The organism is Mesorhizobium sp. M0514 (genome assembly GCF_040321145.1).
GTDB lineage: Bacteria > Pseudomonadota > Alphaproteobacteria > Rhizobiales > Rhizobiaceae > Mesorhizobium.
In genome coordinates this window covers 1-2,923 of record NZ_JAMYQZ010000188.1, presented here as the reverse complement: position 1 = coordinate 2,923, position 2,923 = coordinate 1, and the positions used below count along the sequence as shown (strand labels likewise).

Here is a 2,923-nt window from a genome sequence, read left to right as displayed (position 1 = left end):
TATCGGGGCGGTCGGTCTCACATCTCTGACACTCCTTGCCAACACTCTCTCGCAAGGGCCGATAAGCGATACCGTTGCCCACAACATGGCACGCAATGGTCTGCTGCAAGCAGCGCGTTGCAATGCCGAGGTCGTGCAAGCTCTCGGTCTTGGAAAGCGGATCGCTGCCCGATGGCAAAAGGCCAATGCCAAGTGTCTGGCCGCCAACCGGAAAGCTGGGGACGTGGCAGGTGGGCTGGGTGCCATTTCAAAGTCGCTGCGCGTGCTGCTGCAATCGGCCATTCTTGCCGTCGGTGCGTACCTTGTCGTCAGGGAAGAGGCTACGGCCGGGGTCATGATTGCCAGTTCGATCATGATGGGGCGTGCGCTGGCTCCGGTCGACCTCGCCATTTCAAGCTGGAAACCCTTCCTCATGGCGCGCCAGGGTTGGGCGCGGCTGGAGGACCTCTTGGAAAAGGTTCCTGAAACCGCTCCTGTTATGCTAATGCCTGCACCTGAACGCGAACTGCGCCTCGAAAGCGTGACAATCGTTCCGCCCGGTGAAAGCAAGCCGACCGTGACCGGCATTGCGTTTGCCATTCAGGCGGGAAGCGCACTCGGGGTCATCGGCCCGTCGGGCTCGGGCAAGTCGACACTCTCGCGCGCCATCGTCGGCGCATGGACGCCGGTCGCCGGGAAGGTTCGCATCGACAGCGCAAGCCTCGATCAATGGGACCGGGAAGCACTAGGCCGTCACATCGGCTATCTGCCACAAGGTGTTGAATTGTTCGATGGCACCATTGCCGAAAACATCGCTCGTTTTGAAGATGATCCTGACCCTGAGGCTATTGTCGCCGCGGCGAAAGCAGCGGGCACGCACGAACTGATCCTCCGATTTGAGCACGGATACGAAACTCCGATTGGTGAGGCCGGATCGGCACTTTCCGCCGGGCAGCGTCAGCTTATCGGTCTTGCCCGGGCCCTTTATCGAGACCCTTTCCTTGTCGTGCTGGATGAACCCAATGCCCATCTCGACGCGGAAGGCGAAGCTGCAGTCGTTAATGCGATCGCCTCCGTGCGCGAGCGCAAGGGCATTGCGGTTGTCGTCGCCCATCGGCCGAGCGCCATCCGCGCCGTCGATTTGGTGTTGGTGATGGAAGGTGGACGGCAGCGATCATTCGGTGCGCGTTCCAAAGTCCTGAAGGCCATCGAGTCTACACAGGATCACGTGGCAGAGCGCGCTGACATGGAGGATGCCGGTGTCCGGCATTCATCAGAACAATGACGTTTCGAGTCCATTCGCCGGCACCTGGTGGCGGGCCTTCTGGCGAGCGTGATCTTTGTGGGAGGAGCCGGAGCCTGGGCGACCTTCACGAATCTCTCCGGTGCGGTTGTAGCGTCCGGACACTTTGTCGTCGTTTCCTAGTGAGAAGATACAGCACCCGACTGGCGGGGTGGTCGGAGAAATCCTGGTGAACCCGGCATTTCGTACTACCTGGTGCGCCTGTCAGTTCCGATCTCGGCTCGCGCGAACGCGCTCCCTAACGTTCCATTGCTCGCAATGGGCAGTGCCGGCGCGACTCGGCAACACAGCCCCATGCCCGTTCTTCCGAGGGCGGCCCAACCAGGACGACCGGTTGCCAAGTTTTCCTGGACCGTTCTTTGAGTGTGAATGTTCGGGCCGATTGCCTGGGCGCGTCCCCGCCGCCTGCGAGCCCGCAACTGCTCAGCAGAAGGGCGAAGTGAACGAGAATGCATCCATTTCGTAAATGTATGCCTATCCAAGCAATCGATTTCTCCAATTGTCCGATGACGAATATGAACGACTCAGGCAGGGGCATCATTAGGAGTATTTTCAATGGCAAAGATTATCGAAGGTGGCCCGGGTTCCGAAACACTCCTCGGCACCGAGGGTGTTGACTGGATCGAGGGTTACCAGGGCGGTGACTGGCTTGACGGTCGTGGCGGCAACGACGAGATCTCGGGTGGCGCGGGCAGTGACCGAGCCATCGGCGGCAAGGGTAACGACCGCATCTTCGGCGGAGATGGCTGGGACGATCTCTCCGGCGACAATGGCCGCTTCAACGCGCGCGTCTCCGGTGAGGACAATGACAGGCTCAGCGGCGGACCCGGCCAGGATGTCCTCTACGTGGGTGACGGCCAGGACACGTTGACCGGGGGCAGCGACAGTGACACGTTCGTGTTCCAGTTCCACAATCCGGTGCCTGGGGTTGTCGGGTCGACGTCGGACATTACCACTATCACCGATTTCAACCCGGCGGAGGACAAGTTCGCCTTCGATGCGGTGGGCCTCTACAACGATGGTTTTGGCGCGAACTTCGTCAACAACGCCAGCATACAGTCCGGCTACCCGGTGAGCAGCTTCTACAGCGGTGCGGCCTCGGGTGCGAACGGCGAACACGTCGTGGTGATCACTGGCGAATCTTTCAACTCTGCTAATGAGGCGGCGAGTGCGATCTCCGGCGAGCACGCCGGCGACATCATTGTCTACCAAAGCAGCTACACCGACAGACTCGCAACTCTGGCCTATGTCACCGCCGACGGCAGCGCGCACGAGTTCGCCCACCTGGGCGGTGTGGTCACCGTGGCAGACCTGGGCCTGACCGCGTCCGACTTCACCTTCGTTTGATCCAGAAAACCCATACGGAACCGCGCCCGCCCCGCCCCCCTGGGCGGGCGCTTTCCCGTTTCCGCTACTTGCCATGGGCCGGGGCGCCCGGGAGCAGTCAGCGTGTACAGTGACGAAGCCCTGCGCGTCGCGCTGGTCGTGCACCGAAATCCCACTGAAGGTGTGGAGGCCGAAGCCTGTTCGGGCCCTTGCGGCCGACCACGATGAATCCCTTCCAAACCTTCAGCCGGACGGTGTTGTTGACCCGCTCCATTAAATGCCGGGACCAAACATATTCGGCGGGAGCACTGATCC

General features: G+C 61.2%; 2 protein-coding genes and 1 pseudogene. All 3 read left to right on the top strand.

The genetic code is table 11. The annotated features are described in order from the left end of the window. Positions 1 to 1,264, top strand: a 1,264-nt coding sequence (locus NKI61_RS32655; protein ID WP_352842398.1) for a type I secretion system permease/ATPase, incomplete at its 5' end; no start/stop codon positions are given. Continuing rightward, a pseudogene (locus NKI61_RS32650) lies at positions 1,239 to 1,469 on the top strand (HlyD family type I secretion periplasmic adaptor subunit); the annotation flags it as partial. The gene NKI61_RS32655 and the pseudogene NKI61_RS32650, both read left to right, overlap by 26 nt. Before the next feature lie 368 nt (positions 1,470 to 1,837). Then, positions 1,838 to 2,629 carry a calcium-binding protein gene (locus tag NKI61_RS32645; RefSeq protein ID WP_023686103.1) on the top strand — a complete coding sequence of 264 codons (792 nt, stop codon included), beginning with the start codon at positions 1,838 to 1,840 and terminating at the stop codon, positions 2,627 to 2,629. Positions 2,630 to 2,923 lie beyond the last annotated feature (294 nt).

Bases quoted from the DNA above. Each gene is read 5' to 3' on its own strand.
- NKI61_RS32645 (WP_023686103.1), top strand. From the start codon at position 1,838: ATGGCAAAGATTATCGAAGGTGGCCCGGGTTCCGAAACACTCCTCGGC.